The 24,844-nt window shown below is 70.7% G+C and carries 23 protein-coding genes and 2 pseudogenes; 5 read left to right on the top strand and 20 right to left on the bottom strand.

Going from position 1 to position 24,844, the window contains the following annotated elements:
- Nucleotides 1-55 precede the first annotated feature (55 nt).
- From M1M07_RS26890 to dapE, 8 genes and pseudogenes are all read right to left on the bottom strand, one after another.
- Nucleotides 56-628: a DNA-3-methyladenine glycosylase I gene (locus M1M07_RS26890; RefSeq protein ID WP_197250099.1), complete on the bottom strand. Its 573-nt coding sequence runs from the start codon at nucleotides 626-628 to the stop codon at nucleotides 56-58.
- A gap of 338 nt (nucleotides 629-966) precedes the next feature.
- A pseudogene (locus M1M07_RS26885) lies at nucleotides 967-1,245 on the bottom strand (DivIVA domain-containing protein); the annotation flags it as partial.
- A 28-nt stretch (nucleotides 1,246-1,273) separates the two neighbouring features.
- Entirely contained in the window at nucleotides 1,274-2,227 is a 954-nt protein-coding gene (locus M1M07_RS26880; RefSeq protein WP_248676145.1) for a glucosyl-3-phosphoglycerate synthase, read from the bottom strand.
- Nucleotides 2,224-3,192 (bottom strand): dihydropteroate synthase, encoded by a 969-nt coding sequence (folP, locus tag M1M07_RS26875; protein ID WP_231609762.1) that lies wholly within the window; start codon nucleotides 3,190-3,192, stop codon nucleotides 2,224-2,226. Before folP ends, M1M07_RS26880 begins: the two co-directional genes overlap by 4 nt.
- An 89-nt stretch (nucleotides 3,193-3,281) precedes the next feature.
- Nucleotides 3,282-5,066, bottom strand: coding sequence for a long-chain-acyl-CoA synthetase (locus M1M07_RS26870; protein ID WP_248676144.1), 1,785 nt, complete (start codon nucleotides 5,064-5,066; stop codon nucleotides 3,282-3,284).
- 90 nt (nucleotides 5,067-5,156) lie between these two features.
- A complete protein-coding gene (locus M1M07_RS26865; RefSeq protein WP_197250114.1) occupies nucleotides 5,157-5,720 on the bottom strand; it encodes a TIGR00730 family Rossman fold protein in 564 nt (187 codons plus the stop codon).
- A 23-nt stretch (nucleotides 5,721-5,743) separates the two neighbouring features.
- On the bottom strand, nucleotides 5,744-6,544 hold the full coding sequence (locus M1M07_RS26860) for a TIGR00730 family Rossman fold protein (protein WP_197250103.1): 801 nt from the start codon (nucleotides 6,542-6,544) through the stop codon (nucleotides 5,744-5,746).
- Nucleotides 6,545-6,554: 10 nt separating this feature from the next.
- Nucleotides 6,555-7,631: a succinyl-diaminopimelate desuccinylase gene (gene dapE, locus M1M07_RS26855; RefSeq protein WP_248676143.1), complete on the bottom strand. Its 1,077-nt coding sequence runs from the start codon at nucleotides 7,629-7,631 to the stop codon at nucleotides 6,555-6,557.
- Nucleotides 7,632-7,707: 76 nt separating this feature from the next.
- On the opposite strand from dapE, the gene dapD reads away from it, so the two are divergent.
- Nucleotides 7,708-8,661 carry a 2,3,4,5-tetrahydropyridine-2,6-dicarboxylate N-succinyltransferase gene (dapD, locus tag M1M07_RS26850; RefSeq protein ID WP_248676142.1) on the top strand — a complete coding sequence of 318 codons (954 nt, stop codon included), beginning with the start codon at nucleotides 7,708-7,710 and terminating at the stop codon, nucleotides 8,659-8,661.
- Between the two features lie 121 nt (nucleotides 8,662-8,782).
- Nucleotides 8,783-10,105 carry an amino acid permease gene (locus M1M07_RS26845; protein ID WP_231609769.1) on the top strand — a complete coding sequence of 441 codons (1,323 nt, stop codon included), beginning with the start codon at nucleotides 8,783-8,785 and terminating at the stop codon, nucleotides 10,103-10,105.
- Between the two features lie 18 nt (nucleotides 10,106-10,123).
- Here the strand turns inward: M1M07_RS26845 and M1M07_RS26840 are convergent, their stop codons facing one another.
- The 8 genes from M1M07_RS26840 to M1M07_RS26805 form a co-directional block, all read right to left on the bottom strand.
- Entirely contained in the window at nucleotides 10,124-11,767 is a 1,644-nt protein-coding gene (locus M1M07_RS26840) for a VWA domain-containing protein (RefSeq protein WP_248676141.1), read from the bottom strand.
- A 94-nt stretch (nucleotides 11,768-11,861) separates the two neighbouring features.
- Nucleotides 11,862-13,115 (bottom strand): CdaR family transcriptional regulator, encoded by a 1,254-nt coding sequence (locus M1M07_RS26835; RefSeq protein ID WP_248676150.1) that lies wholly within the window; start codon nucleotides 13,113-13,115, stop codon nucleotides 11,862-11,864.
- Between the two features lie 177 nt (nucleotides 13,116-13,292).
- Nucleotides 13,293-14,723, bottom strand: a complete 1,431-nt coding sequence (locus M1M07_RS26830; RefSeq protein WP_248676140.1) for an acyl-CoA synthetase — start codon at nucleotides 14,721-14,723, stop codon at nucleotides 13,293-13,295.
- A gap of 27 nt (nucleotides 14,724-14,750) precedes the next feature.
- Complete coding sequence (locus M1M07_RS26825) at nucleotides 14,751-15,425, bottom strand: rhomboid family intramembrane serine protease (RefSeq protein WP_197250108.1); 675 nt, start codon at nucleotides 15,423-15,425, stop codon at nucleotides 14,751-14,753.
- A gap of 50 nt (nucleotides 15,426-15,475) precedes the next feature.
- Nucleotides 15,476-16,585 (bottom strand): succinyldiaminopimelate transaminase, encoded by a 1,110-nt coding sequence (dapC, locus tag M1M07_RS26820; RefSeq protein WP_248676139.1) that lies wholly within the window; start codon nucleotides 16,583-16,585, stop codon nucleotides 15,476-15,478.
- Nucleotides 16,586-16,598: 13 nt separating this feature from the next.
- Nucleotides 16,599-16,922, bottom strand: coding sequence for a ferredoxin (gene fdxA, locus M1M07_RS26815; RefSeq protein ID WP_138997778.1), 324 nt, complete (start codon nucleotides 16,920-16,922; stop codon nucleotides 16,599-16,601).
- Nucleotides 16,923-17,090: 168 nt separating this feature from the next.
- Nucleotides 17,091-19,691 (bottom strand): bifunctional FO biosynthesis protein CofGH, encoded by a 2,601-nt coding sequence (locus M1M07_RS26810; RefSeq protein ID WP_248676138.1) that lies wholly within the window; start codon nucleotides 19,689-19,691, stop codon nucleotides 17,091-17,093.
- A gap of 46 nt (nucleotides 19,692-19,737) precedes the next feature.
- A complete protein-coding gene (locus tag M1M07_RS26805; RefSeq protein WP_197250110.1) occupies nucleotides 19,738-19,932 on the bottom strand; it encodes a hypothetical protein in 195 nt (64 codons plus the stop codon).
- A 267-nt stretch (nucleotides 19,933-20,199) separates the two neighbouring features.
- Here M1M07_RS26805 and M1M07_RS26800 point away from each other — a divergent pair, with 267 nt between their 5' ends.
- From M1M07_RS26800 to M1M07_RS26790, 3 genes are all read left to right on the top strand, one after another.
- On the top strand, nucleotides 20,200-20,676 hold the full coding sequence (locus M1M07_RS26800; RefSeq protein WP_248676149.1) for a PH domain-containing protein: 477 nt from the start codon (nucleotides 20,200-20,202) through the stop codon (nucleotides 20,674-20,676).
- 86 nt (nucleotides 20,677-20,762) lie between these two features.
- The gene (locus tag M1M07_RS26795) at nucleotides 20,763-22,208 is read left to right on the top strand and encodes a PH domain-containing protein (protein ID WP_248676148.1); all 1,446 of its coding nucleotides are present in this window, start codon (nucleotides 20,763-20,765) and stop codon (nucleotides 22,206-22,208) included.
- Nucleotides 22,205-22,939: a uracil-DNA glycosylase gene (locus tag M1M07_RS26790; protein WP_282582369.1), complete on the top strand. Its 735-nt coding sequence runs from the start codon at nucleotides 22,205-22,207 to the stop codon at nucleotides 22,937-22,939. Before M1M07_RS26795 ends, M1M07_RS26790 begins: the two co-directional genes overlap by 4 nt.
- Here the strand turns inward: M1M07_RS26790 and M1M07_RS26785 are convergent.
- From M1M07_RS26785 to M1M07_RS26770, 4 genes and pseudogenes are all read right to left on the bottom strand, one after another.
- Nucleotides 22,902-23,339, bottom strand: coding sequence for a hypothetical protein (locus M1M07_RS26785; protein ID WP_197253952.1), 438 nt, complete (start codon nucleotides 23,337-23,339; stop codon nucleotides 22,902-22,904). The genes M1M07_RS26790 and M1M07_RS26785 overlap by 38 nt on opposite strands.
- A gap of 67 nt (nucleotides 23,340-23,406) precedes the next feature.
- Complete coding sequence (locus M1M07_RS26780; protein ID WP_197253962.1) at nucleotides 23,407-23,565, bottom strand: hypothetical protein; 159 nt, start codon at nucleotides 23,563-23,565, stop codon at nucleotides 23,407-23,409.
- Nucleotides 23,566-23,638: 73 nt separating this feature from the next.
- Entirely contained in the window at nucleotides 23,639-24,520 is an 882-nt protein-coding gene (gene mshB / locus M1M07_RS26775; RefSeq protein WP_248676137.1) for an N-acetyl-1-D-myo-inositol-2-amino-2-deoxy-alpha-D-glucopyranoside deacetylase, read from the bottom strand.
- Nucleotides 24,517-24,844 (bottom strand): annotated as a pseudogene (locus M1M07_RS26770) (ABC transporter family substrate-binding protein); the annotation flags it as partial. The gene mshB and the pseudogene M1M07_RS26770, both read right to left, overlap by 4 nt.

The raw sequence follows: 24,844 nt of genomic DNA, 5'->3' as shown, positions 1-24,844 counted from the left end.
CCCTATCCGGGCATGGACCGGGTAGCTGACTCCTTGGTCACATCACATTTTTTGGTCAAGCGTCCATTTGGACCCAGCAGTCCGCGACGTGATCGTCGACCATTCCGGTGGCCTGCATCAGCGCATACGCCGTGGTCGGGCCGACGAATCGGAAGCCGTGGCGCTTGAGCTCGCGGGCCATGGCGGTGGATTCCGGGGTGACGGCGGGGATCTGCGCGACCGTCGCGATCCGCGCCGGGCGGCGCGGTGGCGCGAACGACCACAGCAGCGTGTCGAGGTCCGTGTCGGCCAGATCCAGCACAGCGCGGGCGTTGGCGATCACAGCGTCGATCTTGCGCCGGTTCCGGACGATTCGGGCGTCGGCGAGCAGGCGGTCGACGTCGGCGTCGCCGAACCGGGCGACCGCCTCGACGTCGAAACCGGCGAAAGCCTCTCGGAACGCCTCCCGCTTGCGCAGGATCGTCAGCCACGACAACCCGGACTGGAACGCCTCGAGGCAGAGGCGTTCGAACAGTTCGTCGCGGCCGTGCAGCTCCCGGCCCCACTCGGTGTCGTGGTAGTCGCGGTACAGGGTGGAGCCGGGCGTGTCGACCGCCCACGGGCACCGCACCCGGCCGTCGCCGCTCACCGCTTCTCCCCCGGACCGGGCTCCGAGTCCCAGGCTTCGCCCGTTTCGGCGTCCCCTGTTTCGGTGCGCGCGGCTTCGGTGCGCGCGGGTTCGGTGCGCGTGGCTTCGGCGCGCGCCGCCTCGGCACGGGCGACGACGGCGTCGGTCGCGATCGCTTCGGTCTCCGCGTCGGCATCGGCCTCGTGCGCGAACTCCTCCGCCGGACCCTCGTCCGTGTCGGCGTCGGTATCGGCGGGCTCGAAATCCTCGAATTCCCCGGTCTCGAACTCCCCTGTCTCGAGTTCTCCCACCTCGAAGTACCGCTCGCCGCCGTCGGAGGCGACCGGTACCCCGGCGCGCTCGTATTCGGCGACGCGGGCCCGCAGCCCGTCGATCTCCCGGGCCAGCCGGTCCAGCGCCCAGTCCACCTCGGACGTCTTGTAGCCCCGGACCACCTGCTGGAACCGCAGATTGTGCACGTCGACGCCGGTGACGTCGGTGGCGGGCAGCACGGTCGCCGTGGTCCCCGGGGGGATCGGCGCCAGGGCCTCTCCGCGGCCGAACACGGCACTCGCGGCGGCGAACAACGCCGCGCCGACGACCACCATGACGACGACGTACAGCAGAACCGTCAGCATGACCCGATCTTGGCACGGGCCGCCGACATCAGCTCCCGGGCCTACCGATCAAGGTGTTCATCGGCGGCCGGTCGGTCAGCTCGACGTGGCGCTCGACCGGCACGAACGAGTCCCCGTCGACGAGGAACTGGGTCAGCGGCGCCCCGGAGTCGGGGATGCCGCAGCGACGCAGCATCGTGCCGATGATCTGCCGGCTCATGAGCCCGAGATCCGCCAGCGGCCGGTTCCGGTGCTTACGGACACCGAGGTTGACCTGCGCGATGGCGCCGAGCCCGAGCCGATCGTAGGTGTCCAGGAGCAAACCGATCTCGACACCGTAACTGGGCGCGAACGGCACCGCGGTCAGCAGTTCGCGGGTCCCCGCGTACTCGCCGCCGAGCGGCTGCAGCACGCACGTGAGTTCGGGACGCAACGCCGCCAGCAGCGGACGCGCCACCAGCTCGGTCACGCGACCGCCGCCGTTCGCGTCCTCGGTGCCGCTCACCCGCAGCGGGCGCCGGTAGTAGCCCTTGACCAGGTGCACGCCGTCGCCGAGCAGCAGCGGGCCGAGCAGTTTCGGCACGAACGCCGGGTCCGGCTTGATCAGATCGGAGTCGACGAACACGATCAGGTCGCCGGTGGTGGCGGCGAGCGAGCGCCACAGCACCTCGCCCTTGCCGGGCACCGGGTCGATGCCCGGCACCGCCTCCTCACGGGTCAGGACCTGCGCACCGGCGGCGCGTGCGCGTTCGGCGGTGGCGTCGGTCGATCCGGAATCCAGCACGATCAGTTCGTCGACGAGGCCGCCGAGGAGCGGGTGGATCGTGTCCACGACGGCTCCGACGGTCTTCTCCTCGTTCAACGCCGGCAGCACCACCGAGACGGTGCGTCCGGCCTTGGCGCGCTCGAGTTCGGCGACCGTCCAGCTCGGTTGGTCCCAGCTGTTCGTCTCGCCCCATCCTCGGGCCGGGGCGTCCGTTCCGACGCGGACCGGGGCGCTCATGCCAGCCCCCGGGTCGTGCGTGCGGGCGGGCGGGTGCCCGCGATGGCAGCGACCATGTCGACGACCCGGCGGGTCGCTGCGACCTCGTGAACCCGGAACATTCGCGCGCCTGCCGCGGCGGCCAGTGCTGTCGCTGCCAATGTGCCCTCCAACCGGTCGGCGAGTTCCACTCCCAGAGTCTCCCCGACGAAGTCCTTGTTGCTCAGCGCCATCAGCACCGGCCACCCGGTATTTACGAGAACGTCCACCCGACGCAACAACTCGAGCCCGTGATAGGTGTTTTTTCCGAAATCGTGGGTCGGGTCGATGAGGATCGAGTCCGCCGCGACCCCGGCCCGGGCGGCGTTCTCGGCCGCGGCCACCACCTCGGCGGTCACCTGCCCGACGATGTCGGCATAGCGCACCCGGTGCGGGCGGGTGCGCGGCACCGCGCCGCCGGTGTGCGAGCAGACGATGCCGGCACCGAGTTCGGCGGCGACCGAGACCAGGTCCGGATCGGCTCCCGCCCAGGTGTCGTTGATCAGGTCCGCGCCCTCGGCGACCGCGCGGCGCGCCACGTCCGAGCGCCACGTGTCGACGCTGATGATCACCTCGGGGTAGCGCGCCCGTATCGCGGCGACGAACGGCACCACGCGCCGGGTCTCCTCGGCGTTGTCGACCACCTCACCCGGTCCCGCCTTGACCCCGCCGATGTCGATGAGGTCGGCGCCCTCGGCGACGGCACGGTCGACCGCGGCCAGGGCCGCCTCGTCGGTGAACGTGGCGCCACGGTCGTAGAACGAGTCGGGGGTCCGGTTGACGATGGCCATCACCAGCGCCCGGTCGGTCGCGACGGGTCGTCCGCACAGCGTCGGCAGCGGACCACCCGGTGCCTGCGCCGGGGCGCCGGAGGCCGGACGGGCGCCCTCGGGCACGGGGTCAGCGCAGCGACTCGGGTGGTCGCCGGAGGTGGCAGGGCCGATCATGAGCCCATCCTGACACGCACCCCGAACACGCGGAGCCGAGGACCGGGCGCCGCGGCGGGGACCGGCGGTCTCCGGAGCCGCGTCCGGTGTCAGCGCGTCGAAGGCAGCTCTCCTCGCGCAACGGCCTCGACGTACCCGTCGTAGGCGGGCCGGTAGCCACCGGACCGGCCCTCGAGGACGTACAGCGGGTCGTCGCCGGTCTTCGAGAATCCCTCGTCGCGCAGCTCCACCTTGCGGCTCTTGAACGTGCTGGTGTGTTCGAGTTCGTCGACGATCCGCACGAAGAGCGGCACCGCGTACGGCGGCAGCGACGCGAACAGGTCCCGGGCGAGCCGCACGCCGTCGAGCTCGGCGTCCGGATGCAACGTCACGGCGGCCATGCCGGCGCGGCCGTCGGCGCCCGGGACCTCGACGCCGTAGACGACGGCCTCGGAGATCGCGTCGTGCGCGGAGAGCGCGCCTTCGACCTCGGTGGTCGCGACGTTCTCACCCTTCCACCGGAAGGTGTCGCCGAGCCGGTCGACGAACGCGACGTGCATGTAACCCTGGCTGCGCACGAGGTCGCCGGTGTCGAACCAGGTGTCGCCGTCGGCGAATCCGTTGCGCACCAGCTTCGCTTCGGTGGCCTCGGGGTCGGTGTAGCCGTCGAACGGCGCCCGGTCGGTGACCTTGGCCAGCAGCAGGCCCACCTCGCCTGTGCGGACGCGGCGCAGTCGGCCGTCCGCGCCGCGGCGGGCCTTGCCGGTGTCCTGGTCGTATTCGACGACCGCGTACGACAGGGGGCACACCCCGGCGGTGTGCGTCTGGTTGAGGGCGTTGATGAAGGCGATGTTGCATTCGCTGGCGCCGTAGAACTCGGCGACCCGGTCGATGCCGAACCGCTCGGTGAACTCGGTCCACAGTTCGGGGCGCAGCCCGTTGCCGACGACGAGCCGGATGCCGTTGTCGTGGTCGTCGGGGCGCGGCGGCTGGTTGAGCAGGTAGCGGCAGATCTCGCCGATGTAGATGAAGGCGGTCGCGCCGTTGCGCTTCGCGTCCGCCCAGAATCCCGACGCCGAGAACTTGCGGCCGAGCGCGAGGGTCGCGCCGGAGGCCAGCACCGACGACAGCGCGACCGTCAGGGCGTTGTTGTGGTACAGCGGCAGACAGCAGTACAGGGTGTCGTCGCGGCGCAACCGGACGCCGAGGCTGCCGAGCCCGGACATCGACTTCAGCCAGCGGAAGTGGGTCATCCGGCTGGCCTTGGGCAGGCCGGTCGTGCCGGACGTGAAGATGTAGTACGCGGTGTGACGGGCGTGCAGCCGCTCGGTGACCGCGGGGTTCGCGGAGTCGGCGTCGGCGGCCAGTGCGTCGAGTTCCCCGACCCGCAGCGGGGACGTGCCGAGGGCTGCCGGATCGATCGACGCCAGGGCGTCCTCGCATTCCTCGCCGACGATCAGGATACGGCTGTCGATCAGACCGAGGCTGTGCGCGAGGACGTCGCCGCGCTGGTTGTGGTTGAGCATGCCCGCGGCGGCACCGAGTTTGACGGCGGCGAGGGTGATCAGCAGCGCCTCGGGCCGGTTCTTCATGAGGATCCCGACGACGTCACCGGTCTGCACCCCACGCTGCGCCAGGACGCTCGCGTAGCGGTTGACCTGGGCGTTGGCATCCCCGTAGCTGATCGAGTCGCCTTCGAACCGCAGGAACGGGCGGTCCGGCCGGCGCTCGGCGACACGCTGGAAGACCAGACCGATCGATTCCCGGGCGTCGGGACGGCGGGTCATACCCAGCGCACCGCGCAGCAGGCTGGGCAGGTCCGGCAGCATCGCCGGAAGCTGACCGGCAAGGCCCGACAGGGAAACGGTCGATTTGTGCTCGGTGGTCACTGGCATCCTCTCGGAAGGTCTGCACACAGCGTCGAAGAACAGCGTCGACCACCAACCTACTCGAGAGTAAGCACGCTGGCGAGGGTTCGGGGTGCGCTAGCTCACAACACCGATCGCACAGCGATCCAGGGCGTCCGCGACCTCCGCGGTGACCTGGAGCCCGTCCAGCGCTCGCTGCGCGACGAATCCCGTGCCGACCATCGAGCGGAGCCACTCGAGCAGCCCGGTGTAGTGCCCGACCGGGTCGAGCAGCACCACCGGCTTGTCGTGCATGCCCAGGTACCCGGCCGTCCACGTCTCGAAAAGTTCCTCGAGGGTGCCGATACCGCCGGGCAACGCGATGAACGCGTGCGCCCGATCCTCCATCACCTGTTTGCGTTCGCGCATGGTCTCGGTGACGATCAGCTCGTCGGCGTCGACGTCGGCGACCTCGCGATGGACCAGCGCTTTCGGGATCACGCCCACGGTGTGCGCGCCGGCGGCGCGGGCCGCCTCGGCGACCGCGCCCATCATCGACACGTTGCCGCCACCGGACACGAGCTGCCAGCCTCGCCGGCCGATCTCGGTCCCCACCGCCGCGGCCAGCTCCAGATACGACCCGTCGACCGGCCCGGACGCGCAGTACACGCACACCGACAACGCGATCGGCTGCCCGTTCACCGCGCCCGGTACCGGCGCTCCGTTCACCACGACGTGTTCTCCTCGTACAGCGTGTCCGCCTCTTCCCCACGGTGGGCCTCGACGATGATGCGGACCGCCTCCTCGACGCTGTCGGTGACCGACAGCAGTTCCAGATCGCCGGGCGAGATCTTGCCGGCGCGCACCATGACGGTGCGGATCCAGTCGAGCAGTCCCGACCAGTACTCGGTGCCGAGCAGCACGATCGGGAACCGGGTGATCTTGTGGGTCTGCACAAGGGTCACGGCCTCGAACAGCTCGTCGAGCGTCCCGAATCCGCCGGGCAGACAGATGAACGCCTGCGAGTACTTGACGAACATCGTCTTGCGGGCGAAGAAGTACCGGAAGTTCAGGCCCAGATCGACCCATTCGTTGAGGGCCTGCTCGAACGGCAGCTCGATGCCGAGTCCGATGGAGAACCCACCGGATTCGCTCGCGCCGCGGTTCGCGGCCTCCATCGCACCCGGCCCGCCACCGGTGACCACCGCGTATCCCGCCTCGACCAGTGCCGCACCGAGTTTGCGCCCGAGCGCGTACTCGGGATCGTCCTCCGGGGTGCGTGCGGAACCGAACACCGCGACCGCACGCGGGACCTCGGCGAGCGCGCCGAAGCCCTCGATGAACTCGCTCTGGATGCGAAGGACCCGCCACGGATCGGTGTGCACCCAGTCCGTGGGTCCGCGACGGTCCAGCAGACGCTGGTCCATCGTCGTCGTCTCGACCGCGCGGTCGCCGCGCAACTGCACGGGACCGCGCTGAACGATCTTGGCGCGGGACTTGCGCCGGCCGGATTCGGTGTCTGACATGGGGTTCACGCTATCGGGAGAGGTAGTCGCGCAGCACCGCGGCCACTTCGGTGATCTGCCCGACCGGGACGTGCTCGTCACGTTTGTGCGCGAGATTCGGATCGCCCGGCCCGTAGTTCACGGCGGGGATGCCCAGCGCGGCGAACCGCGAGACGTCGGTCCAGCCGTACTTGGCGCGGAACCGGCCGCCCGCGGCCTCGACCAGCGCGGCCGCCGCCGGATCCGACAGGCCCGGCAGGGCACCGGGCGAGGCGTCGGTGAGTTCGAAGGTGATGTCGAGTCCGTCGAAGACCTCCCGCACGTGGGCGACGGCCTGGTCGACGGTGCGGTCAGGCGCGAACCGGAAGTTGACGTCGACGTCGGCGGCGTCGGGCACCACGTTGCCGGCGACACCACCGGTGATACGCACGGCCGACAGCCCTTCCCGGTACACGCAGCCGTCGATGTCCACCGACCGCGCCTCGTACCGCGACAGCCGCTCGAGCACCGGGGCGAGACGGTGGATCGCGTTGTCCCCCAACCACGACCGGGCCGAGTGCGCCCGAACCCCGGACGTGGACAGCCGCGCCCGCAGCGTGCCCTGGCAGCCCGCCTCGATCTGCCCGGCCGTCGGCTCGCCGAGGATCGCGACGTCCGCGGCCAGCCAGTCCGGCAGTTCCTTCTCGATCCGGCCGAGACCGTTGAACTCGGCGGCGATCTCCTCGCAGTCGTAGAACACGAGGGTCAGGTCGTGCGCGGGGTCCGCGACCGTCGCCGCCAGGTGCAGGAACACCGCGTCGCCCGACTTCATGTCGACGGTGCCGCATCCCCACAGCAGATCGCCGTCGCGGCGGGACGGGACGTTGTCGGCGATAGGCACCGTGTCCAGGTGCCCGGCGAGCATCACCCGGCTGCCCAGACCCCGATTCGTGCGGGCGAGCACGGCATTGCCGCAGCGCACGATCTCGAAGCCGGAGGTCTGTTCGCGCAGCGCGGTCTCGACCGCATCGGCGATCACGGCCTCGTCGTGCGACACGCTGGGAATGTCCACCAGCGCAGCGGTCAACTCGACGGGATCGGCGTGCAGGTCCAGGCGTGGTACGGGCATAGGTGCACGATACGGAACGCGGGTTTTTCACAGGGCAGGCGCAGCCGGGCAATGCCCTCGCGTAATCTTCTCGACCGTGAGTGCACTCGGAGCATCGGCAGTAGGCATCGCGAACATCGCGGCGGACGGCACCGTCCTCGACACCTGGTACCCGGCCCCCACGCTGGGCGAATACGGCGAGACGGGCACGCAGCGGCTCGAGGGCACCGACATCCCGTCGGACCTGGCGCTGCTCGCCGGCACCGACGAGGCCCGCGAGGTCTCCCAGGTCGTGGTGCGCACGATGATCGCCGACCTGTCCCAGGCTCCCGTCGACGCGCACGACGTGTACCTGCGCCTGCACCTTCTTTCGCACCGCCTGGTGAAGCCGCACGGCCAGAACCTGGACGGCATCTTCGGTCTGCTCGCCAACGTCGTGTGGACCAACTTCGGCCCGTGCGCCGTCGAGAACTTCGAAACCGTTCGTTCGCGCCTGCGCATCCGCGGTCACGTCACCGTCTTCGGGGTCGACAAGTTCCCGCGCATGGTCGACTACGTCGTGCCGTCGGGTGTGCGTATCGCCGACGCCGACCGCGTCCGGCTGGGCGCGCACCTCGCGTCGGGCACCACCGTCATGCACGAGGGCTTCGTGAACTTCAACGCCGGCACGCTCGGCAGCTCGATGGTCGAGGGTCGCATCTCCGGTGGCGTGGTCGTCGACGACGGCTCCGACATCGGTGGCGGCGCGTCCATCATGGGCACCCTCTCCGGTGGCGGCAAGGAAGTCATCTCGATCGGCAAGCGCTGCCTGCTCGGCGCCAACGCCGGTGTCGGCATCTCGCTCGGCGACGACTGCATCGTCGAAGCCGGCCTGTACATCACCGCGGGCACCAAGGTCACCGGACCGGACGGAACCGTCGTCAAGGCCAAGGAACTCAGCGGCGCGTCGAACCTGCTGCTGCGCCGCAACTCGGTCAGCGGGGCCGTCGAGGTCGTCCCCAACAAGGGCACCGGCGTCGAACTGAACGCCGCCCTGCACGCCAACGACTGAGCCCGGCGCGCATCCGAACAGAGCTACACCCGAACAGAGCAGAGCAGTGACCGAAGCCGGACGACCCCACACCGAGATCGAGGATCTGGGCACCGGCCTGAAGGTCCGGCACCTGACGATGATGGGACTCGGTTCCGCCATCGGCGCGGGCCTGTTCCTGGGGTCCGGCGTCGGCATCGCCGCCGCCGGACCCGCGGTCATCGTCTCGTACATTCTCGCGGGCATCATGATCATCTTCGTGATGCGGATGCTCGGTGAGATGGGTGCCGCGCTGCCCGCCAGCGGTTCGTTCTCCCACTACGCGCGCATCGGCATCGGCGAGTGGGCCGGCTTCACGATGGGCTGGCTCTACTGGTTCATGCTGATCATGGTGCTCGGCGTCGAGATCACCGGCGCCTCGAGCATCGTCAACTCGTGGATCCCCGCGGTGCCGCAGTGGGTGATCGCGCTGGTGTTCGTCACGTTCTTCGCGGTCGTCAACCTCGCGAAGGTCGCGAACTTCGGGGAATTCGAATTCTGGTTCGCCGCACTGAAGGTCGCGGTGATCGTCGCGTTCCTCGTCATCGGTGTGCTGCTGGTGTTCGGCCTGTTGCCCGGGACCGAACCGGTCGGGACGACGCATCTGTTCGGTGACGGCGACGGCTTCGCGCCGAACGGCATCGCGGGTATCGCCGCGGGTCTGCTCGCGGTCGCGTTCGCATTCGGCGGCATCGAGATCGTCACCATCGCGGCCGCCGAATCCCGGGACCCGGAACGAGCCATCGCGACCGCGGTGCGCACCGTCGTCTGGCGCATCAGCATGTTCTACCTGGGGTCCATCGCGATCATGGTGCTGGTGCTGCCGTGGACCGTCGCGGGCAGCACCGACGATTCGCCGTTCGTGTCCGTACTCGACGTCGCAGGCATCCCGTACGTCTCCGGATTCATGGAACTGGTCGTCGTGGTGGCGCTGCTGTCGGCCTTCAACGCGAACGTCTACGGAACGTCCCGGATGGCGTTCGCCCTCTCCCGCGGCGGCGACGGTCCCGCCGCCCTGAGCAAGCTCTCGCACACCGGGGTGCCGCGCAACGCGGTGCTGCTGTCGGTGTTCTTCGGGTTCGTCAGCGTGCTGCTGAACTGGCTGCTGCCCGACACCCTGCTCGGGATCCTGCTCAATGCGGTCGGCTCGGCGCTGCTGGCGATCTGGATCTTCGTCGTCGTCGCGCAGTTGCGCCTGCGTCCGCGATTCGAGCGCGAAGGCGTCCTCACGGTCCGCATGTGGGCGTTCCCCTACCTGAGCTGGTTCACCCTGGCGATGCTCGGCGCGTTCATCGTGCTGATGCTGTTCGACGACGCCGCCCGCATCCAGTTGCTGTCGACGCTCGTGCTGTTCCTGGTGATCGCCGGGATCGGCTTCGTGTGGCAGCGCCGCACCCGGCAGCACCCGACCCGGCAGGCGCAGTAGCCGGCCGATCGAACCTCGCTAGCGGGTGCGGTCCACGAGGGCGCTGACGAAGATCGCCGAGATGTCGGCAGGGTCCTGCGCGATGTAGCTCGTTCCGCCGGTGGCGTGGGCGATCGCCGCGAGCGCATCCGCATCGGCGTCGTCCGTGATGCCGACCGTGACGATCACGACCGGCCGGGCCGGATTCTGCTCGCGCTCGAGGGTCGCGACCAGATCCTCCCGGCCGATGCCGCCCGATTCGTCGTCCCCACCGTCGGTCAGGACGATGACGCTGTTGATCGCGCGCGGGTCGTAGGTGGCCTGCATCTGCCGGAACGCTGCGAGTGTCGTGTCGTAGAGGGCCGCGCGATCGCCCGCCGCTGCCGCCGCCTCGGCCGCCACGGTGGTGCTGAGCGTGTTCATCAGATCCCGCTGCAGGTGCCCGTCCACCATGGTGTCGAGCCGCCGGATGGGCAGCAGTTCGCGGTGGCCCTGCCCGTCCCCGCCGAGATCGTCGGCGAACACCCACAGGCCGGCCTGCACGCTGCCCGAGAACATCGCCGTGGCGGAGCGGGCAGCCTGCTCGGTGAGTTGCAGGCGCGTGGCGCCGCCGACCGGCGTGTTCATCGACGCAGAGACGTCGACGGCGACGAGCGTGCGGATCGGCAGGGCCAGTACCGCCCACGCCTGCAGCGCTTCCTGAGCGATGCTCTCGTCGTGCAGGGTCATCGCGGTGATCTCACCGACCCCGGCTCCCTCGGGCAGGGCCCGCCCGGCGGGATCGCGGAACCCGTGGGCGACGAAGACGTCCCGCGCCCACTGCGTCGAGAAGATGTCCGCCAGCATCCGTCCCGCCTCGGTCGCGTCGCGGTGCCGCTCCGGGCCCGGCGCCGTCACCACCAGCGAGTAGTCGAGCAGAATGCTGCCGTTGTCGGGCACCTTCGCTTCGAGCACCGCGCCCCCGAGTGCGTCACCGCCGTCGGTGCTGTACCGGTGGAACTGCTGTTCGGTGGCGACACCGACCCCGCCCTCCGACGCGATCAGGTCGAGCAGGATCCCACCGGTCGGTGGCTCGTCCGGCCGGGCGTTCTCGCGCTGCGCGAGGGGTGCCATCGCGGTGCGCACGGTGCCGATCGCGACCGGATCGTTCTCGGTTTCGGCGAGCGCCGCCCGGATCGGCGCCGCGGCTACACCCGTGCGCAGCGGATTGCCCGGACGCAGGTCCTTCAGGGCGAGGGCGGCCCGCCAGGTGGCCACCTCGGGGACCTGCCCGGGCCGTCCGACCAGGACCGCCGGCGTCGTCGCGATCGGCGTGAGGACGGTCTGCACCGGACCCGACGCCATCGCCGACGCGCGGGTGGCCCACCAGCCCGAATCCGTAATCCACAGGTCGGGTGCGCCCTCCCCGGTTCCGAGCAGGCCCGCAACGTCACCGGGTTCGGCGACCGAGACGGTGAAGCGTGTACATCCGGTGTCGGCACGGGCGAGTACCTCTTCGACCGCGTCCTCGATTCCGGGCGCCACCGCGAGGGTGTATTCGTCGACGACGTCGCACCGGTCCCGCCAGGCCCGGACCGCTCCCGCCACACCGGCGCCCAGTCCGACAAACAGTGCGACGACCAGCAGGTACGCCGCGGCCCTCCGTGTCGGGCGACGCTTCCGCTCGCCGGGCGGCACCGCCATACGACTCCTCCCCTGACCGATGATCCGGCCGACCTCCGGGTATTACCCCCCCATATGACGCCGGTCACACCTTATCGGTCACGAGATGCAATCGTTACAGCATCGTGAGACCCCCGGCGTGTTCCGGCACGACACCCTCCAACCGCCGAGCCACGATCGCGGCCTGCAACTGCCGCAACCCGGACGGCCGGGTCGGGTCGTACCCGGTCAACTGCGCGATGCGCTTGAGCCGGTAGTCGACGGTGTTGGCGTGCACGTGGAGCGTGCGGGCGGTGAGCTGGCGGCTCAGGTCGTGGGCGATGTGCGTCTCGAGCGTCTCGATGAGCTCCGGCGTGTCGTCGAGCGGTTCGAGGACCCGGGCGAGGTACTCGCGCGCCGGGCCGGGCCGGGTGAGCTGGTACTCGAGCGCCAGGTCCTGCATGCGGTACACCCCCGGCGCGCGGCCGAGCTGACGAACCAGATCGAGCAGTTCGTGGGCCTGCTGCGCTCCGGTCGGCACCTCGGAGACCGTCGCGTGGACCACCACGATCGTCACCGACACCCCGGCGACCGTCTCGATGCGCTCGCGCAGCATCGCGATCGAGTCGTCGCTGCGGGCGCCCGCGAGCAACACCGTGCCGCCTTCCGGCCCGAGCAGCGCCAGCTGCCGCCCCTCGCAGGCCGCTTCCAGTTCGACCTCGACGCGACGGAGGGTGCGGCGGGCGACGACGTCCTGCCGCACGTGCGGATTGCGGGTGTCGGGATGGCGGGCCAGCGCCAGACCCAGCACCGTGTACCCGTCGGCCAGCTCGAGCCCGGACCGCCGCGCGACCGCGGCGGCGTCCTGGCCGCTCAGCAGGGCGGTGACCAGTTCCTGCGCGGCGACGTCCCGTTCCCGCTTGATCGCGTCGAGTTCGGCGACGAAACCGGTGGTGGCGGCGACGGTGACGCGCTCGAGCAGCGCCATCCACAGCCGGGACGCGGCGGCGATGGACTCGATGTCGCCCTCACCTGCGCGTTCGGTCACCAGTTCCCAGCCGAGGCGGATTCCCTCGTGGTAGATGCGCAGCATGTATTCGAGCCGGAAACCGGCGCGCGCCCACTGCGCGGCGCTGCTGCGCAGCTCGGCCAGGTCGGCGTCCGACGGCAGCTCACCCGCGTCGAGCAGGTGGATCGCGATGCGCAGGCATCGGACGGTGACCTCGGTGACGTCACCGCGCAGCGACTCCCCCGGCCGCAACGAGCACGGCGCGACGTGGTCGGCGAAGTGCGCGACGAGTTTGCGGGCCACCGCCGGCAGATCACGAAGCGGTACCGACGCCGGCTTTCCGTCGACGACGAATGCGGGCTCCCCACCCCCCGGAACCATCGGATGCACGTGATCTGTCCGCACGTGATCGGTCACAGACATGTTTCAACCCCCCAATGAGTAGACGCACCTACTGTGCAGAAAACAATCCGCCTTCGGGGGCGGAATGCGCAACCCCAAGTCACAGATTTCTCGCGAACTCCGCCCGGCGGGGCCCATCCACCCCGCCGGCGGCTCCTATCCGAGCAGCAGCTTCTTCTGCACCTTCCCCATCGCGTTGCGGGGAAGGTCCTGCACCACCCGCACCTCCCGGGGACGTTTGTGCACCGAAAGCTGCTGTGCCACAAGGTTGACGAGTTCTTCCTCGTCGACCTCCGGACCGCCCGGACGCGGCACGACGAACGCGACGATGCGCTGCCCCAGATCGTCGTCGGGCACTCCGACGACGGCGACCTCCCGCACCGCGGGATGCCCGAGGAGGACGGTTTCGATCTCCCCCGCACCCACCCGGAACCCGCCGGACTTGATCAGGTCGGTCGATTCGCGGCCGACGATCCGGTGGAATCCGCCGGGATCGATCACGGCGACGTCACCGGTGACGAACCAGCCGTCGTCGGTCCGTGATTCCGCGGTCGCGTCCGGGCGGTTGAGATAGCCGTCGAACAGCATCGGCCCGCGAACCTGCAGCACACCGATACTCTCGCCGTCGTGCGGCACGTCGGCGCCGTGTTCGTCCCGCAGCCGGGTCTCCACGCCGCGCACCGGTGTGCCGACCCACCCCGGCCGGCGTTCCCCGTCGGCGCGGGTGCTCAGCGTCAGCATGGTCTCGCTCATCCCGTACCGCTCGATCGGCGTGAGGCCGGTCAGCTCGCGCAGCCGCTCGAACACCGGCACCGGCAGCGGGGCACTCCCGGACACCAGCAGCCGCGCGCCCCTCAGCGCCCGCGCCGACGCCTCGTCCTCGACGACCCGCGACCACACCGTCGGCACCCCGAAGTACAGCGTGCCCCGGGCCTCGGCGTACGCCTGCGGTGTCGGCTTGCCGGTGTGGATCAGCCGGCTGCCCACCCGCAGGGGCCCGAGGACACCGAGGATCAGGCCGTGCACGTGGAACAGGGGAAGCCCGTGCACCAGGATGTCGCGGCTCGTCCAGTCCCACGCCTCGGCGAGCGCATCGATGCCCGCGGCGATCGCGCGGCGGCTCAGCAGCACACCCTTCGGGGCTCCCGTCGTGCCCGAGGTGTAGAGCACGAACGCGATGCGCGCCGGATCCGGTTCGGGCAACGCGTGCCAGTCCCGCGCGTGCAGTCGCACCGCGATCACCGGCAGTTGCGGGACGGCGTCGTCCGATTCGGGTGCCGCTCCCAGCCAGGCCTGGGCGCCGGAATCGTTCAGGATGTGCGCCCGCTCGGCCGGACCGGAATCCGGCGGCACCGGAACGACGGTGACACCCGCGAGCAGCGCGCCGACGACCGCGACGATCGTCGACGCCGTCGGGGTCGCGAGCACCGCGACCCGCTCGGCCCGCGCGACGCGCGCCGCAACGGCGGTCGCGGCACCGAGGAGATCGCTCCGGGACAGGGTGTGCCCGTCGATCCGGACGGCGTCGGGCACGTCGTCGCCGCGCGCGACGGCGAGGGGATTCAGTGAGGACAGGAGTGCAGACACGGCATCACCTTCCCACAGACCGCATCCTCAGGTCCCGACCGCCGCGGCCGACACCGGTCGGGTCGGCGGCATCACGGTGCCGAGGACCGCGCCGAGCAGCATGCCGCACAGCACCGCCACACCGTGTGCGTCGTCGATCAACAGCAGCAACGCGCCGATCGCGAGAATCGCCAGGGACACAGCCAGTTCGAGGCGGCGGGCACCCATCGACAACCAGAGTCCGGCGGTCGCCGCGGCCAGGGCGAATGCCGCCGCGGAACAGCCGGCACCGGCGGACGGCGACACGAACGAGGTGAACAATCCCCACATCAGCTGTCCGCCGGCGAACAAGGCGAGCGCACGGCCCGGTCCCCACACGCGCACACCCGCGACCGCGAGCACGGCGAGCAGCACCAGGTTCGCCACGATGGCGGCCGCTCCCCCGTCCTGGACGAGCACCGACGTGCCGATCCGCCACCATTCGCCGTCGTTGCGGATCTGCACCGGGTTGCGCCGGAACATCTCGTCGAGCGCGGGCACGGCGACCCGCAGCAGGGACGGCACGGCCACTATCAGCCACAGCACGGTCGCGGCGAGGGGCGGGGGCCACAGGAACGTCCCGAGGTCGCGGGCACGGGCCCAGCGAAGCGCAAGCAGCGTCGCCAGCACGGCGAACAGGACATACAACACCGCCGATCGCGGATCGTCGCCCGATGTGCTCACGGACGCCAATCTACCTGCGTACGACCGGTTTCTCGGGTTACCGAGCCCGATCAGCCGAGTCGGGACGCGGCCGCGGCGATCCTCTCGTCCGTCGCGGTCAGCGCGATCCGCACGTGCTGCACACCACCGGGACCGTAGAACTCGCCCGGTGCCACCAGGATTCCGCGTTCGGCGAACCAGTCGACGGTCGCGCGGCACTCCTCGCCGCGCGTCGCCCACAGGTAGAGCCCGGCCTCGGAATGGTCGACGGTGAAGCCGGCGCCGCGGATCGCTGCGAGCAGCACCTCGCGCCGCGCGCGGTACCGCTCGCGCTGGATGTTCTCGTGCTCGTCGTCGAGCAGCGCCGCGGTCATCGCGGACTGGATGGGCAGCGGCAGCATCATGCCGGAGTGCTTGCGCACCTCGAGCAGGTCCGCGACCAGTTCGGCGTCACCGGTGACGAACCCGGCGCGGTAGCTGGCGAGGTTCGAGGTCTTCGACAGCGAGTGCACGGCCAGCAGGCCGGTGTGGTCGCCGTCGCACACGCTCGGGTGCAGGATCGACAGCGCTTCGCCTTCCCAGGTCAGCCCCAGGTAGCACTCGTCGGACACGACGACGGCGCCGCGGCTGCGGGCCCAGTCGACGACCTTGCGCAGGTGCTCGAGGCCGAGCACCTTGCCGGTCGGGTTCGACGGGGAGTTCACGAACACCAGCGCCGCGCCCTCGGGGCCGAGTCGGTTGAGGCCGTCGGCGCGGATCAGCCGCGCGCCGGCGAGCAGACCGCCGACCTCGTAGGTCGGGTAGGCCAGTTCGGGGATGACGACGAGATCGTCGGCGCCGAGACCGAGCAGGGTCGGCAGCCACGCGATCATTTCCTTGGTACCGATCGCCGGCAGGATCGACGACTCGGCGAGGCCGGTGATGCCGTAACGGCGTGCGAGCGCGCCGACGGCGGCGGACCGCAGTTCGGCGGTGCCGTGGGTCGTGGGATAGCCCGGCTCCTCCGCGACCGCGACGAGTGCCTCGCGGATCACCGGGGCGACCGGATCGACGGGGGTTCCGACCGAGAGGTTGACGATCCCGTCGGGATGCGCCGACGCCTTCTCCTTGGCGTCGGTCAGCGAGTCCCAGGGGAAGTCCGGCAGTGATTTCGCCACCGAACGACGTGCACGTGTGGTCACCGTGGAGGTCAACTCATTCCTCGCCCATGGGAGGAAGCGCCTTGATGAACGGCGGGTCGTAGTCGACCTTGCCGAGCTTGGCAGCGCCACCGGGGGAACCCAGATCGTCGAAGAAGTCGACGTTCGCCTTCACGTAGGCGGACCACTCGTCCGGCACGTCGTCCTCGTAGAAGATCGCCTCGACGGGGCAGACCGGCTCGCACGCACCGCAGTCGACGCACTCGTCGGGGTGGATGTACAGCATGCGACCGCCCTCGTAGATGCAGTCGACGGGGCATTCCTCGATACATGCCTTGTCCATCACGTCCACGCACGGCTCCGCAATCGTGTACGTCACTGCTGTTCTACCTGCCTTTCACTATGCCCGCCGACCTGCGCGGTCCCGCCCGAATCGGCCACCCGCGGCGACCGACGCCGTCCAGTATCCCCCGCCGGGCGGGGACCCCGACGAATTAGGGTGCCCTGACCTGCTGGAGGACCGGTGCGGATGTCCCGGCCGCCGCCGTCAGGCGACGGTCACCTCGATGTCGCGACGCGCGTACGCGGTAGTGCGCTGACGGGCCGGACGGCCGATGCCCTCGGCGATCGCGACCAGCTCGGCGACGGTCTTCTCCGATCCGTGCTGCGATCCCGCCATCCGGGAGATGGTCTCCTCCATCAGGGTGCCGCCCAGGTCGTTGGCGCCACCCTGCAGCATCGCCTGCGTCCCGGCGACCCCGAGCTTGACCCAGCTGGTCTGGATGTTGTCGATCCGCCCGTGCAGCATGATCCGCGCCAGCGCGTGCGCGGCGCGGTTGTCGCGCATCGTCGGACCCGGCCGGGACGCGCCCGCGAGGTACAGCGGCGACGACTGGTGCACGAACGGCAGCAGCACGAATTCGGTGAAACCACCTGTGCGGTCCTGGATTCCGCGCAGCACGTTCAGGTGTCCGACCCAGTGGTGCGGCTGGTCGACGTGCCCGTACATCATCGTCGAGCTCGACCGCAGCCCCACCTCGTGCGCGGTCGTCACGACGTCGATCCACTCGGCGGTGGGCAGCTTGCCCTTGGTGAGCACCCAGCGCACCTCGTCGTCGAGGATCTCGGCGGCGGTGCCCGGGATGGTGTCCAGGCCGGCCTCGCGCAGTTCGATCAGCCAGTCGCGGGTGGAGATGCCGCTGCGCGCGACGCCGTTGGCGATCTCCATCGGCGAGAACGCGTGCACGTGCATCGTCGGGACCCGCTCCTTGACCGCGCGCACCAGGTCCGCGTAGCCGGTGACCGGCAGTTCCGGATCGATGCCACCCTGCATGCACACCTCGGTGGCACCGGCGACGTGCGCCTCCCACGCCCGGTCCGCGACTTCGCTCGTGGACAGGGTGAACGCGTCGGCGTCGCCCTTGCGCTGCGCGAACGCGCAGAACCGGCAGCCGGTGTAGCAGATGTTGGTGAAGTTGATGTTCCGGTTCACCACGTACGTCACGTCGTCGCCGACGGTGTCGCGGCGCAGGGCGTCGGCGAGGGCGACGACCGCCTCGAGACCCGGACCGTCGGCGGTCGCCAGCGCCAGGTATTCGGCGTCGGAGCAGCCGGCGGGGTCGCGTTCCGCCGAACGCAGGGCCGCCAGCACATCGGTGTCGACCCGCACGGGAGCGCTCGCACCGAGGGCGAGGACCTGTTCGCGGACGGTTTCCCAGTCACCGAAGGCGCTGCCCAGGTCGGAGCGGTGCTCGGTGTTGCGGCCGGTGACGTCGATGTCGGAGTTCAGGTCGATGCGTCCGGACGACTCCCAGTCGATGTCCGGTTCCTGCCAGGGCAGCCCGGACGGGATCACGTCGGCGGCGAGCCCGGTCTGCGGGTCGGACAGCGCCCGCACGTGGGCCGCGATCCGCGGGTCGATCCACGGCTGACCGGCCAGCACGTACTGCGGTTGCGCGGCGATCCGTTCGGTGAGGGTGAATCCGGCGTCCGCGCTGATCTGCGCGAGCGTGTCCAGGTTCGGCCACGGCCGCTCGGGGTTGACGTGGTCGGGGGTCAGCGGCGAGACGCCACCCCAGTCGTCGACACCGGCGGCGAGCAAGGCGCGGCACTCGTCGTGCGAGACGAGGTTCGGGGGCGCCTGGATGCGCATGCCGGGGCCGAGCACCAGGCGGGCCACGGCGATCGCGGCCCGGAACTCGTCGAGATCGGCGTCGTCGTGACCCCGCATGGCGGTGTCGTCCTTGGCCCGGAAGTTCTGCACGATGACTTCCTGGATGTGACCGAACGCCTTGTGCGACTTGCGGATCGCGGCGATCGACTCGGCCCGTTCGGTGAACGTCTCGCCGATGCCGACGAGGATGCCGGTGGTGAACGGCACCGAGAGCCGTCCGGCGTCGGTGAGCACCCGCAGACGCACCTGCGGGTCCTTGTCCGGGCTGCCGTGGTGGCACTGCCCCTTCTCGGTGAACAACCGCTCGGAGGTCGTCTCGAGCATCATGCCCATCGACGGCGCGACCGGCTTGAGCCGGGAGATCTCCGCCCAGCTCATCACGCCCGGGTTCAGGTGCGGCAGCAGGCCGGTCTCCTCGAGTACCCGGATCGCCATCGCCCGCACGTAGTCGAGGGTCGAATCGTAGCCGCGCTCGTCGAGCCACTGCCGGGCCTCGGGCCACCGGTCCTCGGGCCGGTCACCGAGCGTGAACAGCGCTTCCTTGCAGCCGAGTTCGGCGCCCTGCCGCGCGATCTCCAGGATCTCGTCGGGTTCGAGGTACATACCCCGACCCTCCGCCCGCAGCTTGCCGGGCACGGTGACGAACGTGCAGTAGTGGCACCTGTCCCGGCACAGCCGGGTGATCGGCACGAACACCTTCCGCGAATACGTGACGGTGCCGGGACGTCCCACCGCGGCCAGACCCGCATCCCGCACCCGCGCCGCGGACGCGCACAGGTCCTCGAGATCCGCGCCGCGGGCCTGCAGCAGGACGGCGGCCTCGTCGACATTGAGCGTCACGCCGTCGCGGGCCCGGCGCAACGCTCGCCTCATCCCCGGCACAGCCTGCGCCTCGGTCCGCCCGGCGGCGCCGGGTCGGACCGAGGGCATGGGAAGGTTCGTGACGGGAGCGTCGTCGTCAGTGGAGCGGGTCATTGGGCGATCATGCGCCACGACTCCGACGCGTGCCACCTCCGGGTGCTCACTCCCTGGGATAGTCCTCGTCTTCGGGGACGGACAGGCTCTGCTCGACGGCGTCACCGGGATCGACCTCGAGCGGAACCTGGTCGGGCACCACGTCCTCCGCGGCTTCGTCGTCGTATGCGTCCGTGACCTGCTCGATCCGATCGGCCTCGGGCAGTCCGGCGAATTCGTCGGGGCGCGCTGATCCAGGCATCACAATCCTCCTCGTCTCGACGTTTCGACCAGGCGGCCCGCGTGCCGGACCGGCCGGTACAACCGAGCCTATCGGCTGCGTGCGCTCCCGGCTCGTGATCTTCTCCCACCTGCGTGTTCACTCGGGGTCGGGAGACTCGTGGGCCGGATCCGACCGAGTCGCGCAATACTCGGGAGCGACCGGCGCGGCGACGAGGAGCACGAATTGACACGGGATTCCGAACTGGGCAGACCCGACGCCCGGACCGTTCCACCGACACCGGTGGTGATGGACGATCCCGCGTGGCGGCCGAGCCCGAAGGCCCGGTTGCTGTGGGCCGTGAACGCCGCGCTGCTGTGGATCCCGATCGTCGCCGCCCAGATCGTGTGGGCGATCGTCGACGCCGGTCACGGCCCGTGGCACGTCGCGGCCGCGGTCGCGACGCTTGTGCTCGCCGCCGCGCACATCGGCCTCGTGCCGGTGTGGCGGTACCGGGTGCACCGCTGGGAGATCAGCGACACCGCCGTCTACACCCGGTCGGGATGGTTCACGCAGGAACGCCGCATCGCGCCGATCTCCCGGATCCAGACCGTCGACACCGAGCGCGGCCCGATCGACCGGTGGCTGGGACTGGCGACGGTCACCGTCACCACCGCGTCGTCGGCGGGAGCCGTGGAGATCGCCGCCCTCGACGTCGCGGTCGCCGACGCCACCGCGGCGCGTCTCACCGAGATCGCCGGACGCAACGGGATCGACGCGACGTGAGCATCGAATCCGTCCCCCCGGAATCGGAGAGCCCGGCCGCGCTCGCCGCCGAGGCCGAGCAGCCGTGGCTGCGGCTGGACCCGCGGATGCTGCTGGTCCACCCCGTGCAGGAGATCCTGCGGCTGCTGCCGGTGCTCGCGGTGTCGGTGATCGTCGGCAGCAGCAGCGGCAACCACGGCTGGGGTCTGGCGGTCGCCGGGCTGCTCGTCGTCGTCGGTGTGCTGCGGTGGTTCACCACCACCTACCGGATCGGCCCGGTGCACGTCGAGCTGCGACGCGGTCTGCTGCAGCGGCAGGTGCTGTCGATTCCGCGCAGCCGCATCCGTTCGGTGGATGTCGACCGCCGCGTCATGCATCGCCTCCTCGGGCTCGCCTCGGTGCGGATCGGCACCGGTCAGGCCACCTCCGGCGGCCGCGACCGCAACCGGTTCGAACTCGACGGGCTCGCGATCGGCGCGGTGCCGGCACTGCGCGAGGCGCTGCTGTCCGGCCACCCCGTCCCGGACGACCGTCCCGACAAGGCCCCCGCAGCCGCCCCTACCGAGATCGAACTCGCCCGCCTGCAACCGTCCTGGGTGCGCTACGCGCCGTTCTCCACGACCGGGCTCGTCGCGGTCGCGGCGGTCGCGGGTGTGGTGTTCCAGTACGGGCTCGGGGAACGCCTCGCCGAGTCCGGCACCGTGCAACGCGGCATCTCGTGGGTCACCACGGCCGGTCCGGTGATCGCGGTCGCGGTGGGAGCGGTGGCGTTGCTGGCCGTCGCGAGTGCCGCGGCGTGCGTGCGGTACCTGCTGCTCTACGGGAACCTGCTCGTCACCGACGACGGCCGCACCCTGCGCATCGGCCACGGGCTGCTGCGGGTTCGGCACACCACCCTGGACCGGGCGCGGCTGCGCGGCGCGGTGCTGCGCGAACCACTCGCCCTGCGGATCGCGGGCGGTGCCCGGCTCGACGCGATCATGACCGGTGTCGCGGCCGAGCGCGGCGAATCGTCGCTGTTGCTGCCCGCGGCCCCGGCCGCCGAGGCGCATCGCGTCGCGACGGCGGTGGTGCGCGACCCGGCACTGCCGACGACACCGCTGCGGTCGCACGGTGCCGCGGCGCGCCGGCGCCGCTACACCCGGGCCGTCCTGCCCGTCGTCGCCGTGCTCGCGGTCGCGGCCGTCGCCACGGCGGTCACCGGCCGGACGGTTCCGCTGCCCGTGTGGGTCGGCGCCGGTCTGCTGATTCCGGTCGCGGCCGGTCTCGCCTGGGACCGGTTTCGCAGCCTCGGGCACGCCGTCCTCCCCGGGTGGCTGATCACCCGCAGCGGATCGCTGGATCGGCAGCGGGTGTGCCTCGAAGCCGACGGGATCATCGGCTGGACCGTGCGGCAGACGTTCTTCCAGCGGCGTGCCGGGGTCGCCACGGTCATCGCCGCGACGCCCGCCGGGGTCGGGCACTACGAGATCCTGGATGTGCCGGTGGGGCAGGCGTGGGCGCTGGTCGAGGCGGTCACCCCGGGCGCCGGCGACGTGTGGGCGAACCGATGACCCGGCCACCAGACGAGACGCCGCACACCCTCGCCGAGATGGACGAGCAGCTGGTGCACTGCCGGGCCTGCCCTCGGCTGGTGGCGTGGCGCGAGCAGGTGGCACGCGACAAACGTGCCGCGTTCCGCGACGAGGCGTACTGGGGCCGCCCGGTGCCGGGTTTCGGCCCGGCCGACGCGGCGCTGCTCATCGTGGGTCTGGCACCGGCCGCGCACGGCGGCAACCGCACCGGCCGGATGTTCACCGGCGATCGGGCCGGAGATTTCCTGTATGCCGCGATGTACGACGCAGGGCTGGCGTCGCAGCCGACGGCGACGCACCGCGGCGACGGTCTCGTCCTGCGGGGCACCCGGATCACGGCGCCGGTGCACTGCGCTCCGCCAGCGAACCGTCCGACGACCGTCGAGCGCGACACGTGCCGTCACTGGCTGGACCTCGAACTGAAATTGCTGACCCCGACGCTGCGCTCGGTGATCGTGCTCGGCGGTTTCGGCTGGCAGGCGCTGCTGCCGGTGCTCGCCGACGCCGGCTGGGCGATCCCGCGGCCGCGACCGCGGTTCGGGCACGGCGCGCACGTCGAGCTACCGGGAGCGTCCCCGGACCGGGCACCACTGCACCTGTTCGGGTGCTATCACGTCAGCCAGCAGAACACCTTCACCGGGCGGTTGACCCGGTCGATGCTGGCCGACGTGCTCATTTCTGCGGCGGAGACTGCCGGACTGCGTTCGTGATGGCGTTGATGCGCGCGCTGAACAGGTACAGGCCGGCCGGGCCGAGCGCCGCGATCGGCAGCAGCAGGATCCGCCAGTCCGCGACCGCGAGCTGATCGGCGCCCGGGCCACCGACCAGGCACAACAAGAACCCGACGGTCCAGGCCACGAGCGGCCACGTGGCCTTGCCCAGCGATCCGGTCTCGGTGCGCACCGCCATCACCAGCAGCAGGTTCACGACCGCGGCGAGCAGGATGGAGATCGGGAACGGCACCGAGCCGATGTACATGCCCAGGAACAGCACGGACAACACGGCACAGATCAGGCCGTCGACGACGAGCAACGCCACGACACCGGTCCGGGGTGGGACGTCGGCGGGAACGGAGGCGTCGGATGGTGCGGTGGCGGGATCGACCGTCATGGTTTCGATAGTGCGCCAACGTGCCCCCGATGCGCACATCGGGGGCACGGTTCCGGAGCGGTCCGGATCAGGGAACCGGCGGATAGCCGAGCATCGTCAGCAGCTGGCTCTGCTGATCTGCGAAGTCGTACAACGCGTGGTAGTAGTCGGCGCGGATCTGATCGGCGTAGGGCCGCAACGAATCGACGAACGCGACGATCTGATTCTGGACGGACCAGTTGTACATCCGCATCCCCCCGGGCTCGGCACCGACCGGACAGTGACTGTGAGCAGAATCACTCCTGCTCGGCAGCGCCAGCCTACGTCAGGCCCGCGAAGAGGTCACGCTCTCGGCCGGAGTCGTCGACGTCCCCGAGCGCGCCCCGCACGAGCACGAAGTGCTCCTCGGCGAAGACCGGCTGGGCGATCAGGTTCGACAGCGCGAACGCGGCGCCGCCGGGCGCGACGATCACCTGGGTGGCGTGCGCGGCCATCGCCGCCCGCTTCGCGTCGAGCACTCCGCCGACGTCCACCGCGGTGGTCACCCGCTCGTCGGGCACGCTCGGCAGGTCGCCGGCGTCGGGCACGGCCCACTCGGCGGGGATGTCGCCGAGCGCGGCGAGTCCGTCCCGCAGCGCGCTCTCCTCGGTGACGGTCCAGTACAGCTTCGGGGTCGACCACGGCTCCCCCGCCTCCGGATACGCGTCGGTGGCGGCCGCCTCGATCGCGGCGGTCACGCGCTCGTGCACGGCGACGTGATCGGGATGGCCGTAGCCGCCGACCGGGTCGTACGTGACGACGACGTGCGGGCGCAGTTCCCGGATCACGGCGACGAGCGCCGACACCGCTTCGTCGTGGTCCGCGTTGACCCAGGCCCGGGGGTTCTCCGCCGACGGGGTCCCGGCCATGCCGGAGTCGCGCCAGCGTCCGGCGCGCTCGAGGAAACGGGGCGCGGCGACGCCGAGCGCGGCGAGCGCCCGGGTCAGTTCCAGGATGCGGTAGCCGCCGAGCTGATCGGCACGATCGGCGACGAGTTCGGCCCAGTCGTCGCCGATGACCTCGCCTTCCTCGCCGAGCGTGCAGGTCAGGACGGTGACTTCGGCGCCCTCTGCCACGTAGCGGGCGATGGTCCCGCCGGTGGTGAGGGTTTCGTCGTCGGGATGGGCATGCACGAGCAGCAGCCGCCGGGCAGCGTCGGTCACGGGGTCGTCCTCCACCAGTTGGGGGCGTCGGCGACGACACCCGCGGGTACCGCACCGGCCAGCGATACGCCGTCGATTCCGGGGCCGGCCGCGACGACCGTGCGGTCCTGCACGATCGGCAGGTTCACGGCGAGGTCCCACAGCTTCGGCTGCGCGTTCGTCAGGATCTCGTGGACGTCACCGTTACCGCGGATCGCGGCGTCGAGGTCGGCGGTCAGCGACGGGTCGCACACCGAGCTCAGATTGCTCGGGGCCTCGAGCTGCGCGATCACCGCGTCCTCCTCGACGACCTCGGTCTCGGGGGAGGGCTCGTCAGCCGGGGCC

The organism is Rhodococcus sp. HM1 (genome assembly GCF_023218075.1).
GTDB lineage: Bacteria > Actinomycetota > Actinomycetes > Mycobacteriales > Mycobacteriaceae > Rhodococcus.
The sequence above is the reverse complement of the archived record's forward strand: the minus strand, read 5'-3'. Positions and strand labels throughout refer to the sequence as shown.

Bases quoted from the DNA above. Each gene is read 5' to 3' on its own strand.
- M1M07_RS26880 (WP_248676145.1), bottom strand. From the start codon at position 2,227: ATGAGCGCCCCGGTCCGCGTCGGAACGGACGCCCCGGCCCGAGGATGG.
- folP (WP_231609762.1), bottom strand. From the start codon at position 3,192: ATGATCGGCCCTGCCACCTCCGGCGACCACCCGAGTCGCTGCGCTGAC.
- M1M07_RS26870 (WP_248676144.1), bottom strand. From the start codon at position 5,066: ATGCCAGTGACCACCGAGCACAAATCGACCGTTTCCCTGTCGGGCCTT.
- M1M07_RS26860 (WP_197250103.1), bottom strand. From the start codon at position 6,544: ATGTCAGACACCGAATCCGGCCGGCGCAAGTCCCGCGCCAAGATCGTT.
- dapE (WP_248676143.1), bottom strand. From the start codon at position 7,631: ATGCCCGTACCACGCCTGGACCTGCACGCCGATCCCGTCGAGTTGACC.
- M1M07_RS26845 (WP_231609769.1), top strand. From the start codon at position 8,783: ATGGGACTCGGTTCCGCCATCGGCGCGGGCCTGTTCCTGGGGTCCGGC.
- M1M07_RS26840 (WP_248676141.1), bottom strand. From the start codon at position 11,767: ATGGCGGTGCCGCCCGGCGAGCGGAAGCGTCGCCCGACACGGAGGGCC.
- M1M07_RS26835 (WP_248676150.1), bottom strand. From the start codon at position 13,115: ATGGTTCCGGGGGGTGGGGAGCCCGCATTCGTCGTCGACGGAAAGCCG.
- M1M07_RS26810 (WP_248676138.1), bottom strand. From the start codon at position 19,691: ATGACCCGCTCCACTGACGACGACGCTCCCGTCACGAACCTTCCCATG.
- M1M07_RS26805 (WP_197250110.1), bottom strand. From the start codon at position 19,932: ATGCCTGGATCAGCGCGCCCCGACGAATTCGCCGGACTGCCCGAGGCC.
- M1M07_RS26800 (WP_248676149.1), top strand. From the start codon at position 20,200: ATGGACGATCCCGCGTGGCGGCCGAGCCCGAAGGCCCGGTTGCTGTGG.
- M1M07_RS26795 (WP_248676148.1), top strand. From the start codon at position 20,763: ATGCTGCTGGTCCACCCCGTGCAGGAGATCCTGCGGCTGCTGCCGGTG.
- M1M07_RS26790 (WP_282582369.1), top strand. From the start codon at position 22,205: ATGACCCGGCCACCAGACGAGACGCCGCACACCCTCGCCGAGATGGAC.
- M1M07_RS26785 (WP_197253952.1), bottom strand. From the start codon at position 23,339: ATGACGGTCGATCCCGCCACCGCACCATCCGACGCCTCCGTTCCCGCC.
- M1M07_RS26780 (WP_197253962.1), bottom strand. From the start codon at position 23,565: ATGTACAACTGGTCCGTCCAGAATCAGATCGTCGCGTTCGTCGATTCG.